The organism is Roseomonas sp. CAU 1739 (assembly GCF_039839775.1).
Taxonomy (GTDB): Bacteria; Pseudomonadota; Alphaproteobacteria; order Acetobacterales; family Acetobacteraceae; genus Neoroseomonas.
Genome location: NZ_JBDOQQ010000018.1, coordinates 127,276 through 140,543, shown reverse-complemented (window position 1 = coordinate 140,543; position 13,268 = coordinate 127,276). Strand labels below are relative to the sequence as shown.

General features: G+C 69.2%; 10 protein-coding genes. 4 read left to right on the top strand and 6 right to left on the bottom strand.

What is annotated here, in order from left to right; translation table 11 throughout:
- Positions 1 to 272: 272 nt before the first annotated feature.
- Positions 273 to 1,250, bottom strand: a complete 978-nt coding sequence (gene argC / locus AAFN86_RS24255) for an N-acetyl-gamma-glutamyl-phosphate reductase (RefSeq protein ID WP_347546155.1) — start codon at positions 1,248 to 1,250, stop codon at positions 273 to 275.
- Between the two features lie 383 nt (positions 1,251 to 1,633).
- Positions 1,634 to 1,933 carry a hypothetical protein gene (locus AAFN86_RS29630; RefSeq protein WP_408906628.1) on the bottom strand — a complete coding sequence of 100 codons (300 nt, stop codon included), beginning with the start codon at positions 1,931 to 1,933 and terminating at the stop codon, positions 1,634 to 1,636.
- A gap of 237 nt (positions 1,934 to 2,170) precedes the next feature.
- Between AAFN86_RS29630 and AAFN86_RS24245 the strand changes: the two genes are divergently transcribed.
- Positions 2,171 to 2,755: a hypothetical protein gene (locus AAFN86_RS24245; RefSeq protein ID WP_347546154.1), complete on the top strand. Its 585-nt coding sequence runs from the start codon at positions 2,171 to 2,173 to the stop codon at positions 2,753 to 2,755.
- A gap of 565 nt (positions 2,756 to 3,320) precedes the next feature.
- Here AAFN86_RS24245 and AAFN86_RS24240 read toward each other — a convergent pair.
- The 4 genes from AAFN86_RS24240 to AAFN86_RS24225 all read right to left on the bottom strand — a co-directional run bounded on the left by AAFN86_RS24240 (position 3,321) and on the right by AAFN86_RS24225 (position 7,910).
- Entirely contained in the window at positions 3,321 to 4,121 is an 801-nt protein-coding gene (locus AAFN86_RS24240; RefSeq protein ID WP_347546153.1) for a hypothetical protein, read from the bottom strand.
- A 335-nt stretch (positions 4,122 to 4,456) separates the two neighbouring features.
- Positions 4,457 to 5,446, bottom strand: coding sequence for a tetraacyldisaccharide 4'-kinase (gene lpxK / locus AAFN86_RS24235; RefSeq protein WP_347546152.1), 990 nt, complete (start codon positions 5,444 to 5,446; stop codon positions 4,457 to 4,459).
- Entirely contained in the window at positions 5,447 to 6,820 is a 1,374-nt protein-coding gene (locus tag AAFN86_RS24230; RefSeq protein ID WP_347546151.1) for a 3-deoxy-D-manno-octulosonic acid transferase, read from the bottom strand.
- Between the two features lie 412 nt (positions 6,821 to 7,232).
- A complete protein-coding gene (locus AAFN86_RS24225; protein WP_347546150.1) occupies positions 7,233 to 7,910 on the bottom strand; it encodes a lysophospholipid acyltransferase family protein in 678 nt (225 codons plus the stop codon).
- 241 nt (positions 7,911 to 8,151) lie between these two features.
- Between AAFN86_RS24225 and AAFN86_RS24220 the strand changes: the two genes are divergently transcribed.
- The 3 genes from AAFN86_RS24220 (at position 8,152) to trxA (ending at position 12,876) form a co-directional block, all read left to right on the top strand.
- The gene (locus AAFN86_RS24220) at positions 8,152 to 9,303 is read left to right on the top strand and encodes an efflux RND transporter periplasmic adaptor subunit (protein WP_347546149.1); all 1,152 of its coding nucleotides are present in this window, start codon (positions 8,152 to 8,154) and stop codon (positions 9,301 to 9,303) included.
- 4 nt (positions 9,304 to 9,307) lie between these two features.
- A complete protein-coding gene (locus AAFN86_RS24215) occupies positions 9,308 to 12,469 on the top strand; it encodes a multidrug efflux RND transporter permease subunit (protein WP_347546148.1) in 3,162 nt (1,053 codons plus the stop codon).
- Positions 12,470 to 12,543: 74 nt separating this feature from the next.
- The gene (trxA, locus tag AAFN86_RS24210) at positions 12,544 to 12,876 is read left to right on the top strand and encodes a thioredoxin TrxA (RefSeq protein ID WP_347546147.1); all 333 of its coding nucleotides are present in this window, start codon (positions 12,544 to 12,546) and stop codon (positions 12,874 to 12,876) included.
- Positions 12,877 to 13,268: the final 392 nt, after the last annotated feature.

Here is a 13,268-nt window from a genome sequence, read left to right as displayed (position 1 = left end):
ATCCGCGCCCACGCCGCGTCATCCAGGATCAACCGATCCAGCACGCCCATCCGCCGCCTCCAAAAGGCAGCTTTGAATCATGCTTCCATCAGCCAGGGAATCCCTAGAGTCCACATGACCTAGTTGGTGCCGATTTGGCATACGTCTTGGCTGTCGCGCGTCAGACGAGGCTTCCGGAAGCCGCGACTCTCTTTGGCCGACAGCGGTCCGGCAGCATGGGTGTGCGCGGAACGCCGAAGCGGATTGAAAAGCTGCCTGGAGGCCCGCCTTGATCATGGCCAGACAGGGGCGCCGTCCAGCCCCGCGGTTTCTGGCAGGCCGCAGATCAGGTTCGCATTCTGCACGGCTTGGCCCGCCGCTCCCTTGCCGAGATTATCGACCACGCCCATCGCGATCACCAGGTTGCGCTCCGGATCGGCCGCATAGCTGACAAAGGCGACATTCGAGCCGGTAGCCCATTTGGTCTGCGGCGGCTTGTCGGTCACGCGAACGAACGCGCGCCCGGCGTAGAAGCGCCGGGCCGCGTCCATGCACTGCTCCGTCGTGGCGCGGCCGCGACAATACATGGTGGCGAGTACGCCGCGGGTCATCGGCACCAGATGCGGCGTGAACACCAGCCCGGCCGCGCTGCCGCCGCTCAGCCGCTCGATCGTCCTGGCCATCTCGGGCATGTGGACGTGCTTGAGCAAGCCGTAGGGCACCAGGTTCTCATTGCTCTCGGCGTAGCCGAACCTGCTATCGGCGCCGCCCCGGCCGGCTCCGGAGATGCCGGTCTTGGCGTCGACCACGATGTTGCCGGGCTCGATCAGCTTGCTGGCCAGCAGTGGTGCCAGCGCGTTCAGCGTCGCCGCGGGGAAGCAGCCGGGGTTGGCAACGCGGGTCCGACCCTCGATCTGGCCTGGCCAGACGTCTGCCAGACCGTACGCCCAACCATCGACGTAGCGATGGTCGCCGCCGATATCGACGATCTTCACGTCCTTGGGCACGCGCGCCAGCGCCTCGGCCGAGGCGCCCGTGGGCAGCGACGCGAACAGCAGGTCGAGCTTCGGCAGGGCCGCAGGGTCCCATTTCTCGATCACGAGATCGGCGAGCCTGGCCGGCACGCCGGGAAAGCGGTCCACCAGGCGGCTGCCGGCGCTGCCCTCGCCCGCGGCGTAGATCAACTCGAAGGAAGGGTGGCTCGCGACCAGGCGCATCGCCTCGCCGCCGCCAAAGCCGCTGATCCCGACAATGCCGACGCGAATGCTCATGGTGGTGTCCTTCTATGGTTCGGGCAAAAGAAAACCCCCGGAGCCGGGGGCTGCGGGGGTTCAGGAACGCGGGCCGGAGCCGCTCCGGCGGGTGGGACCTACGGTGAGGCCGTCACCACGCGGAAGGACGCTGATCGACGCGCAGCCCGAACAGCCGCCGCTTGGGGGCAGCGGCGTCGGCGTCGGTCAAAAAGGTTCTGCGACCTGAGCATGTCGCTCGACACTGTCGCGACCCAGATTCATCGTCAAGCGGAATGTCTGCCGGTCGGCCACGAAGGCCGGAAGCGAGTTTCACGTGGATGTCCGCTTCCAAAACGTCACCGAATGGAGCAGCGCGACGGCACTGGGTGCGAGGCTGCCCGGCAGGATGTGACCGATAGCGGTCAGACTGCTTCCAGGACAAGGTGTCGAGACGTGGACACGCGGCTGGTGGCCGCGTCCTGTCCGCTGTCGACCCATTGCAGACGCCGCAGCGCATCAAGGCGGACAGAGGGCCGGATCGGCTGCCGCGCCACGGCCAGCCGCGACCCGCGGATCCCACTGTCGACCACGATCGCCAGCGCCTCCCGCGCATCGTTGTCGACCAGCGTCAAAGCCCGGATCCGGCGGCCATCGAACGGTGCGTCTGAGGCGATGCCCATCGACCATTGCTCGTTCACTCGGCTCGTCGGCGCGCGTTCCATACGGCGCGCCTCGAGCCTCGCAGCGCCGTGAATATTCTTGATCCGATCGGAGCGTGAGTCCTAGCCTGCGTATTGACCGCCGCTGCATGGAAACGCCCAGCGCCCGCCTGGAGCGGACCCCACAGACCGGCGGTCGTTGTGGTCTTCGCGGGCCGGCCGAAGTGCCGGTGACTACTCGGTGGCCGTAAACGCCCCCGGATGGCCACCGAGTGCTGCCGCAGCAACGGGGAGAGACCCATGCATATCCTGGCTCAGGTCATGCGCTGTTCTGGCGTGGCGATCGCAGTTGCCCTCGCGCTGCCCGCCGCTGCGCAATCGCCGCCGACCGGCGCGGAACGCGACACAATGATCCAGAGCGCGCTAAGCGCCGCGCCACCGACATTGCGCGATACCGTGCGCGTCGCGGACTGGAATGGGAACACGTTGCGCGACGGGCCGGCAGGCTTCACCTGCCTGCCGGCGCCGCCGGGCCTTGCCGGGCCGATGTGCGTCGACGAGGTCTGGATGGCCTGGATCCAAGCCTGGTCCTCCAAGGCGCCCTTTACCCCAACGCGCGTCGGGGTTGCCTACATGTTGGCGGGCGACAGTGCGACCGGCGGCGCCAGCAACACCGATCCATACGCGGCGACGCCCAGTGCGACCAACGACTGGATGGTCGAAGGCCCGCACATCATGGTCCTCACCCCCGATCGCGCCACGCTCGACGCCATCGGACCCCACCATCACCTCGGCGGGCCTTACGTGATGTGGGCGGGTACGCCCTATGCCCATATCATGGTGCCGGCCGGGCCACGGCCGGAACAGCGCAGCATTCCGCGGTAAAGGCTTTCCGTGTGCCCTGCTGTCTCGCACGACGTCGGCCCGGACGGCCGGCGTCGTCGCGGGCTGAATCCGGGGCATCCCGTACCAACGGCCCGAGCATCTGACTCGGGCCGGGGCCGCGAAGGCGGCCCGCCTGTCGTGAGGCGTCGCGCCGAAGGCGTGCCTTCGGCGCGACGCGTCAAAGGGCATGCAAATATGGATGCCAACGGTCGAAATATTCGGCCGTTGGCATTGGAGCGTGATTCAGACCCTCGGCGCATTCGCACCTCCGGCCATCACGCGCTCGCTGGCCAGATCGAGTTGCCCCGACCACTGGCGGCCAAGATGACGCGCGATACACCGAGCTTGGCAGCCGTAGACGGCGTCGCCAGGGCGGTGGCGGTCGCCGGCCCCGCGCTCGGCAGTCTCTCCTGCAAGGCGCTCGCTCGGACCGAAGGTCATCAAGTACACCGCGTAGGCGTCAGAATGGCTGCGGTCAGTGTGCGCTCGTGGCCTGTCGACAGAGACCCTTGGACGGTCGACATGGGTGCAAAGCCCCCCTCAAGGCCGCCAATTGCGCGCCACCCTACCGCCCGCGCATCACGCGCCAATGCGCCCGCGCCAGCCGATACACCATGCGATCCAGCACCGTCAGCCGGTCCAGTTCCGCCAACACCGCCGGCGTCATCTCCTCCAGCACCACCGGCTCCAACGCGGGGGATTCGCTCTCCCGCGTATTCAGCTTCACCAGTTCCTGCACCCGCTTCATGCCGAAATCCCACGCCACCTTCGCGTAGACCTCCGGCAGGTGCGACGTGAACCCGAACAGGTCGCACGCCGCCAGGTTCCCGCTGGCCCGATGCACCAGTTCCAGGTCTGTCACGCGGGGTGACAGCCCCCCGCCATTGGGAAACACATAGAGCCCCTCGGCGGTGATGTTCACGCCGCCGGCGAGGTACCGCGCCATGGTGTTCTCCACCGCGTCGCGCACCGCCGGCTCGGTGCTTTTCAGGAAGCCTAGCAGGTCGGTCGCCCGCGCCGTCGCCGGCCCGGTCAGCCGGTGCTGTTCCACCACCTCCGGCCGGTGCCGCTTCCAGAAATAGTAGGTGGACAGGATCCGCTCCGCCGGGTCGCGCAGCACGGTCACGACGAAGCACGGCCCGGGGATCAGCCGTACCTGCTCGTAGTTGAAATGCCCCGAGAAATACCGATACCCCGCCAGCGTTTCCGCCGGGATCTTATGGAGGTTGGAAAACCGCTCCGGGCAGATCTCCTCGGGCGCGAAGGCCTCGCGGAAATGGTGGTGCAACGTGGTGCCGCCGGTCTTCGGCAGATGCAGGAAGACAAGCTTGCGCCCGGCGCCGGGCGGGAAAGGGGGTTCGTTCATCGCGGCGAACGTCCAACCTGCGCGTCACATGGTCAAGCGTGCCGCCAAACCTCTGGCGCCGTCCCTATGTTCCTGCTACGTTCTCTACGATCCAGAGGGGCGATTTGTCCGAAACACGCATCGCCCCGCGCATATAGGACTGAACGCCCTGTCGGCTGACCTGCGGCTCGGCCTCGCCCTCCGGGGCTAGCCCCGGCATGTGGCGACGTCCCTGCCCGCCCCGCACGCCGCCCATTCAAGGTGTCCAGAGCCCTTAGGCCTTTGGTGGGGTGAGCCCGAGAGGGGCAAAGCCCCTCTCGGTTCCCCGCTCCGGCCTGCACAAGCCCGGACCGCGTCTATGCCGGCACGGGCACCCGCGCCGCCACCGGGTCCAGCAACCCTTCGATAGCCGCCGGCTCGGCCCATTCCAGCTGCACCGTCACCACCGTCACGCGGTTTCGAAAGGCCGGCGGGATGCGCACGAAATCCTTGCGCGTGGTCACCGGGGTGGCGCGCAGGCTGTCCGCCTCGGCCAGCAGGTCGCGCAGGTCGCCCTCATCGAACGGGTAGTGGTCGGCATAGGCCTGCCGCCCCGCCAGGAAGGCCCCGGCCTCCTGCAGGGTCGCGAAGAATTTGCGGGGGTTGGCGATGCCGCAGAAGGCGAAGACCGGCTGGCCGGCCAGCAGCTCGGCCTCCGGCCCCGGCTTCAGCCTAGCGCGCAGCACCGGCAGGCCCGGCGGCAATTGCGCCAGCGCGCCGGTCTCGTCCTCGCCGATCAGCACGGCGGCGTTGCAGCGCGAAGCGGCCGCGGCCACCGGTTCGCGCAGCGGCCCCGCCGGAATGACGCGGCCATTGCCGAAGCCGTAGGACCCGTCGATGACCAGCAGCGACAGGTCCTTCTCAAGCGTCGGGTTCTGCAACCCGTCATCCATGACGATCGCCTGCGCGCCCGCGGCGATCGCGCTTTGCGCCCCGGCGGCGCGGTCGGCCGCCACCCAGGTCGGCCGTTCGGCGGCGAGCAGCAGAGCCTCGTCGCCCACCGCCATGCTGTCATGCTGGGCGATGTCGACCCGCGCCGGGCCCTTGATCCGCCCGCCATAGCCGCGCAGCAGGAAATGCGCGCCGATGCCGCGATTGCCCAGGCGCCGCCCGATATCCAGCGCCACCGTGGTCTTGCCGGCGCCGCCGGCCGTCGCATTGCCGCAGCAGACCACCGGCACCGGTGCCTGCCAGCCCGGCTGTGCCATGCGCCTGGCCGTCGCGGCCGCGTAAAGGGCGGAGAACGGCGAGAGGAGGATGGGCGCGAGCCCCCCGCCACCGCCGCCCCAGAACTCTGGAGCGCGCATTCAGTTCCTGTCGTCCACAATGCCTGTTCCGAGCGGCCCGGACATTTCCGGCCCCACCCCATCCCGGCCGTCCGACGCGGCCGCCGCTTCGTCCCGCAGGGACAGCAACGGCAGCAATGCCGCGGCAATCCGCTCGGGCAGCCCGGCCTCCTCGGCCGCGATCCCGGCGGCGGCCTCGGCCTGAGCCCGCCCCCGGTCCGGACTCGTTAGCATGTCGGAAACCGCCTCGGCCAGCGTGGCGGCAGGATCGGCCCCCGCGGCGATGCGGGTCAGTCCGCCCACGGTGGTCAACCGCTCGACGATCTCGGCGAAGTTCCAGGCATGCGGGCCGAGCAGCACCGGGCAGCCCAGCCGCGCCGGTTCCAGCGGATTCTGCCCCCCATGGGGCACCAGCGACCCGCCGACGAAAGCCAGCGAGGCCAGGCGATAGAACAGCCCGAGCTCGCCCAGCGTATCGGCCACCAGCACATCGGTGGCGGCCATCGGGTCCTGCCCGGCGGCCCGGCGGGCAACCCGCAGGGGCGCGCCGATGGCGGCGACCTCCGTCCCCCGCTCAGGATGGCGCGGCACGACGATGGTCAGCAGCCCCGGATGCGCCGGGGCCAGCCGGCGATGGGCGGCGAACACGATCGCCTCCTCGCCCGGATGGGTGCTGGCGGCGAGCCAGACCGGCCGCCCGGCCACCAGTCCGCGCAGCCGCGCCAGTTCGGCCGCGTCCACCGGCAGCGGCGGCGCGGCGTATTTCAGGTTACCCCAGCACTGCGCCGCCCCACCCAATGCGCGGTACCGGGCCGCATCGGCTTCGGTCTGCGCCAGCACCAGCACGAAGGGATCCAGCACCCGCCGCGCCAGCCCCGGCGCCCGGCCCCACCAGCGCCGGGAAACCTCGGACATGCGCCCATTGACCAGCACCAGCGGAATGTCGCGCCGCGCCGTCGCGGCAATCAGGTTCGGCCACAGCTCGGATTCGACGAAGATCGCGGCATCCGGCCGCCAGCCGTCGAGGAACCGCCGGACCCAGCGCGGCACGTCCAGCGGCACGAAACGATGCGCCACGCGCCCCGCGAGCCCTGCCGGCAGCCTGCGGCCGAGCAGCGTCGCCGACGTCACCGTGCCCGTGGTGACCAGGAACGACAGCCCCGGCGCGGCATGCCCCAGCGCGTCGAGCAGCGGCAGGATCGACACCGTCTCGCCCACGCTTGCGGCATGCAGCCACAGCAGCGGTCCGTCCGGGCGCGCCGCACCGGCGCCGAAGCGTTCGCGCAAGCGGTCCGGCACTTCCTTGCCTCGCCGCGCCCGGCGGCGGAGATAGACCGGAAGCACCGGCGCGGCGGCGGTCGCGGCCCAGTGCCAGATGCAGGCCAAGGGGGTCATGCGGGTGAGACCGTTTGGGGGCGACGGATGGAGGGGCCCTGCCCCTCCAGACCACCCCGCCAGGGGCCTACGGGCCCCTGGACCGCGGGGATTTGGTGCCCGGCATGAAAGTCTGGTCGTGGTGAGACGCCATCCTTGGGCCCGGCAGCTGGTCCGGGTGTCCCGGGGGCCAGGGGCCTTCGGAAAGCATTGCATGGCGCGAGCCATGACGGTCCGCCCGTTCGGCCAGGCGCATGCCGGGCACAGAACCGCGCCCGTGCCTCAATCCGGCCCGCGGCGCCCGGTGCCAGGTATCGGTTTCCAAAGTCCCTGAGGCCTTTGGCGGGATGGTCTGGAGGGGCAGGGCCCCTCCATCCCGTCGCACCACCGGCCGCCAACCGCGCAACGCCCATCCGCAATGCCGTCACCGCCGTCATGCGCCCGCCATCGCATCGGCCTGCACGCAGGCCTCCGTCAGCGCCGCGGTGATGAGAGGCAGCGCCGCCTCCACCCCGTCGCGCGCGACCGTCACGGGCGCGCCGACCACCGCGAAGCCGCGGCCGAAGGGCAGCGGGAACCGCATCTGGTCCCACGACCCGGCGAGGCGCATGCGGGTGGAAGCCACGGCGCAAGGCAACACCGGCACGCCGGCCAGCGCGGCGAGCTGGGCGATGCCCGGCGCGGCGACGCGCGCCGGCCCGCGCGGTCCGTCCGGCGTGATCACCGCGACGCCGCCCGCCTCCAGGATGCGCGCCAGCCCGCGCAACCCCGCCGCGCCGCCCTTGGACGAGGAGGCGTGCACCACATCGATGCCGAAGGGCCGCACGGCGTTGGCAATCAGCCGCCCGTCCCGGTGGCGGGAGATCAGCACCTTCGCCCGGCGCCCACCGGCCTGCGGCACACGCCGCGCCAACAGCCGCCACCCCAGTGCGGCGAGCGGCAGGCGTTCGTGCCAGAAGGCGAGGATGATCGGGGCGCCGGCGAAAGGGCGGGCATGCTCCTCCCCCACCAGGGTCCAGCGCGTGGTGGCCCAGACCAGGCGAAGATACAGCGCCACGAGCCGCGCCAGCATCCCCTGCACGGCGGGGTGGCGGATCAGGCGCTTGGCCATCGGGCGGAGCTGGGCGGGAAGGTCACGATTGCGGCCCTAGCATGCCAGGGCGGCGGGACGAAACGGTCCCCCCCCTTCGGGCTTCCCTGCCGCCATCGAAACGTCCCATGCCGGGAGTTCCTTCCCAGCGCCCTGGCATGCGAGACTGCGGCGCACGACGCCACTCGCGCGCCGTGGCACTCATGAGACAGGGATGGTCTGAATGCAGGCTCGTTGCGGGCGCGTGATGCGCGGCAGAGGCATGACGCTCGCGGTCCTGTGTGCCACGGCGGCACTGGCCCTGCCTCTCGCATCCTGCAAGGACGAGGCGCCGCCGCAGCAGCAATCGGCTGCTCCGCCGGCGGTGGTGGTCACGCGCGTGGCGCGGCAGCCGATCGCACAGGCCGCGGAATTCATCGGGCGGGTCGAGGCGGTGGACAAGGTCGATATCCGCGCCCGCGTCACCGCCTTCCTCGTCTCGCGCCATTTCACCGAAGGCGATGCGGTCAAGGCGGGCGACATGCTGTTCACCCTCGAACAGCCACCTTTCGCCGCCGAGGTGGCGCTGCGCCAAGCGCAGGTGGAACGCGCCGAAGCCGAATTGCGCAACGCCACCCTGCAGGTGACGCGTGGGCGGGAACTGGTGCGCACCAACAACATCCCGCAATCCACGCTGGATGAACGCATCGCCGCCGAGGGCGAGGCCAAGGGCGGCCGCGACGCTGCCCTGGCGCAGCTGGAACAGGCGCGGATCCAATACGGCTACACCGAGATCCGCGTGCCCTTCGACGGCCGCGCCGGCCGATCCCCGATCAGCCCCGGCAACCTGGTCGGCCCCGATACCGGCGTGCTGGTGACGGTGGTGCGGGAGGACCCCATCCGCCTCTCCTTCCCGGTGACGCAGCGCGAATTGCTGCGCGTCCGCCAGGCCGGGGCGGATGTGGCGCGCGACGGTATCCGCGTGCGCGCGCGCCTGCCCGATGGCTCGCTGATGGACACCGCCGGGCGGCTGGAATTCATCGATGTCGCGGCGAACCGTTCGACCGATTCGGTGCTGGTGCAGGCCATGGTGCCCAACCCGAACCGCCTGCTGACCGACGGCCAGGCGATCGCTGTGGTGCTCGAGGCCGCCACCCCGGCCGAAGCCATCATGATCCCCCAGGCCGCGCTTCAGGTCGACCAGCAGGGCGCCTTCGTCCTGGTGGTCGGCGCAGACAACAAGGTCGAGGTAAAGCGCGTGCGCACCGCCCCCGGCCCCGCCGGGCAGATCGTGATCACCGAAGGACTCGAGGTCGGCCAGCTGATCATCGTCGAGGGATCGCAGCGCGCCCGCCCCGGCCAGCCGGTGACGCCGCGCAGCGAACCGCCGCCGCCGTCCGGTACTGTGCCTGCCAACGCCACGCGCGGCGGCTGACACAATGATCAGCAAGGTATTCGTCGACCGGCCGCGCCTCGCGGTCGTCATCGCCATCGTCATGGTCATCGCCGGCATCGTCTCGCTGATGCAGATCCCGGTGGCGCAGTTCCCCGACATCGTGCCCCCCCAGGTGACGGTCACGGCGAACTACCCTGGCGCCTCGGCCGAGGTGGTGGAGGCAACGGTCGCCCAGCCGATCGAAAGCCAAGTCAACGGCGTCGACAACATGATCTACATGCGGTCGACCAGCGGCAATGACGGGTCCTATACGCTGACGGTGTCCTTCCGCGTCGGCACCGACCCCGACCAGAACACCACCAATGTGAACAACCGCGTGCAGTTGGCGCTCGCCCAGCTGCCCGAGGAAGTGCAGCGCCAGGGCCTGTCGGTACGAAAGAAGTCCTCGGCCCTGCTGCAGGTGATCACGCTGCGCTCGGCGACCGGGGCGCATGACACGCTTTTCCTGTCGAACTATGCCACCATCAACATCATGGACGTGCTCAAGCGTGTCCCGGGCGTCGGCGACGCCATCATGTTCGGCGCCCGCGACTACGCCATGCGCATCTGGTTCCAGACCGACCGGCTGACCGCGCTGAACCTGACGCCGTCCGACATCGTCAACGCCATCCGCGCGCAGAACCAGGTCGCCCCGCTCGGGCGCGTCGGCGCCCAGCCGATGAGCGGCGATGCCTCCTACCAGCTCAACATCCGCACCACGGGGCGGTTGGAGAACACCGACCAGTTCGGCAACATCGTCGTGCGCGCCAATCCGGACGGGTCGGTACTGCGCGTGCGCGATGTGGCGCGCATCGAGCTCGGCGCCTGGAACGAGGACCAGAGCACGCGCGTAAACGGCCAGGACGCCATCGGCATCCAGATCTACCTTGCCCCCGGAGCCAATGCCGTCGGCACTGCCGACGAAGTCGCCAAGGCAATGCGCGGCCTGGCGGAACGCTTCCCCACCGGCATCGAATACGCGGTCAACTACGACACCACCGAATTCGTGAAGCTAACCATCCACGAGGTTATCAAGACCCTCATCGAAGCGTTCGTCCTCGTGGTGATCGTGGTCTTCCTGTTCCTGGGCTCGATCCGCGCCACCATCATTCCGTTGATCGCGGTGCCGGTCAGCCTGATCGCGACCTTCGCCGTGTTGAACGCGATGGGCTATTCGGCCAATACCGTCTCGCTGCTCGCCATGGTGCTCGCCATCGGCATCGTGGTCGATGACGCCATCGTGGTTGTCGAGGCGGTCGAAGCCACGATGGAGGCGGATCATTCGCTGTCCGTGAAGGATGCCACCAAGAAGGCAATGGAGACGATCACCGCGCCGATCGTCGCCATCACCCTGGTGCTGCTGTCGGTCTTCGTCCCTCTCGCCTTCATCCCCGGCATTTCCGGCGAGTTGTTCCGGCAATTCGCGGTGACCGTCTCGGTCGGCATGTTGTTCTCGGCGATCAACGCGCTGTCGCTGTCGCCGGCGTTGTGCGGCGTGCTGCTGCAACCGCATCACGGGCCCAAGACCGGCATCATGGGCCGCGTGTCCCGCGGCATCGACTGGGTGCGGGATGGCTATGCCGGCATCGTCGCGCGGCTGGTGCGCGTCGCCGTCGTCTCGATCGCGCTTCTCGTGCTGTTCATGGGCGGCATCGTCGGCGTGGGCAGCCGCACGCCCACCGGCTTCCTGCCGCAGGAAGACCAGGGCGCCTTCTTCGTCGAGGTCCGTATGCCCGAAGGTGCGAGCCTCAACCGCACCATCGACGTGGCCAAGCAGGTCGAGACGGCGGCGCGCGCACTGCATGGGGTGCGCGACGTCATCACCATCTCGGGCTATTCGATGCTGAATGGCCTGGCGCAGTCCAACAGCGCCTTCCTGATCGTGACACTCAACCCCTTCGACCAACGCGCCTCCCCTTCCCTTGGCGTCAATGCGCTGATCGCGACCCTCACCCGCGACACCGGCGAGGTGCCGGCGCAGATCATTCCCTTCAACCTGCCGCCGATCATCGGCCTCGGTACCGCGGGCGGCTTCGAGTTCCAGTTGCAGAACCTCGAGGGCCGGCCGGTGAGCGAGATGGCGGCGGCGATGCGCGCGCTGATCCTCGCCGCCAACCAGGACCCGGCGCTGACGCGGGTGTTCTCGACCTTCGCGGCAAACAATCCCTCGGTGTTCCTCGACATCGACCGCGACCGGGCACAGGTGCTCGGGCTGTCGCTGAACGACATCTTCTCCGCCGTCTCGGCCGCGATGGGCGGGGCCTATGTGAACGACTTCAATCTTTTCGGCCGCACCTGGAAGGTCAGCCTGCAGGCCGAATACCTCGACCGCGACGGCATTCCCGACATCTACCGTGTCCATGTCCGCAATGCCGACGGGCAGATGATCCCGCTGCGCGCCCTCGCCGAGGCACGCATCGAGCTCGGCCCGCAATCCATCATCCGCTACAACAACGTGCGCAGCCTGACGATCAACGGCGAACCGGCGGCGGGGCGGTCCTCCGGCGACGGCATGGCGGCGATGGAACGCGTCGCGCGCGATACGCTGCCGCGCGGCTATTCCTTCGAATGGACAGGCACGGCGTTCCAGGAAAGGGCGGCATCGGGGCAGACCGGCACCATTCTCGCACTTGCCGTCCTGTTCGCCTTCCTGTTCCTGGTCGGACTGTACGAATCCTGGACCATCCCGGTGCCCGTGCTGCTGTCGGTTTCTGTCGGCGTGCTCGGCGCGATGGCCGCGATCGGGCCGGCGGGGCTGGCGCTGGACCTCTATGCCCAGGTCGGCATCGTGGTGCTGATTGCGCTCGCCGCGAAGAACGGCATCCTGATCATCGAGTTCGCCAAGGAACAGCGCGAACTCCATGGGCTGCCCATCGCCGAGGCGGCAACCCTCGGTGCCAAGCTGCGCTTTCGCGCGGTGATGATGACCTCCTTCGCCTTCATCCTCGGACTGTATCCGCTGGTGGTGGCGCAGGGTGCCTCGGAGATCAGCCGCCGCGCCGTCGGCACGCCGGTCTTCTGGGGCATGCTGGCGGCGTCGTCAGCCGGCATCTTCATGATCCCAATGCTCTACGTGGTCTTCCAGTCGGTACGAGAGCGCCTCAAATCCGTCCTGTTCGGATCCAAGGCGGCCACGCAGGGGGCGGCACCCGAACCCCACGCTTGACCCGGCGGTGGAGACACCCGATCTCTATTGCAACCGGGGGCCGTCGGCCCCCCTTCCATTGATGGAGACCCCCCATGGGTGACATGACCAAGCCCGTCTCCGACGACACCTTCAAGCAGGACGTCCTGGAGGCACCGGGCCCGGTGCTGGTGGATTTCTGGGCCGAATGGTGCGGCCCCTGCCGCATGGTCGGCCCGATCCTCGACGAACTGGCCGAGGAGTTCGCCGGCAAGTTGACCGTCGCCAAGGTGAACATCGACGAGAATCCGATGACGCCGACCGAATACGCGGTGCGCGGCATCCCGACGATGATCCTGTTCAAGGACGGCAAGCCGGTCGACACGAAGGTCGGCGCGATGCCCAAGGGCGCGCTGAAGTCATGGCTTTCGGGGGCGATCAGCGGGTGATGGCGCAGAGCAGATCGCGATCAGGTGGAATCACCTGATCGGGTGAAGATGCTCGAAAAAGCAGGAGGCTAGGGCCTCTGCCGTGAGCCAAGGTGAACGGCAGCGGCCCTAGCGGAGGGGCGCCGCCCCTCCGGACCACCCCGCCAGGGGGCAACGGCCCCCTGGACCGCGATCCTTGGTGCCACGCGGCGACCGTCGTCGCCAGGCTTTCACCGGACGTCGCGGCGCCCGGCGCATTCGACCGACACAGTGACCGGGCCCATGCCAAGGTCCCAAAGCGTCACGGCATTTTGGCCGTGCGGCCAGGTGTCTGGCGCGGTTGCGCGGCCATGTGGCGCTCAGCGCATGCGCCCAGGACACGACCAGCATGGCATGGGGCGGCCGTGCCTGCC